Here is a 581-nt window from a genome sequence, read left to right on the forward strand (position 1 = left end):
GTTATATATCCTGCAAATTTTTGATTTATGGCGATATAAACTGCGGTTTGATCGGTTTGTTCGTGAGGAATGTCTGCTAATAATTTAGTGTTCCCTATTAGAATTTCTTTTTTATTAACTATGCAGCGGATGCCTTTTCCTGCGAACTCTTTGACATTTTTTGCATCGAGGATTTTTCCAGAATAGCTGCTGATAATGGCTTTTGCGATCGGGTGGTTTGAATTTGCTTCCGCTGCGGCTGCAAGTGATAGTATAGTTTGCTCAGAAAGACCTACAGAAACAATTTTATCTAGTTTTAAGACTCCTTTTGTTAGCGTCCCAGTTTTATCGAATACTACGGTTTTGACGTCGCATAAGGCATCTAGATAATTACTGCCCTTCACCAATATTCCGCGATGCGATGCTCCGCCGATCCCAGCGAAGTATGTTAGTGGGACAGAAATTACTAGTGCGCATGGGCAGGAAACGACTAGGAAGACCAGCGCGCGAGAAAGCCAAGTTTGACATTGGCTGATGCCGAAAAAGATGAGTGGGATTGTTGATAGCAAAACAGCTGCCGAGAGGACCGCAGGGGTGTAGTA

General features: G+C 43.0%; 1 protein-coding gene. It reads right to left on the reverse strand.

All coding sequences use genetic code 11. The features are described from left to right. Window positions 1-581, reverse strand: a 581-nt coding sequence (locus ACYVTD_RS15700; RefSeq protein WP_461248629.1) for an HAD-IC family P-type ATPase, incomplete at both ends; no start/stop codon positions are given.

This window comes from Treponema sp. R6D11 (assembly GCF_054786075.1).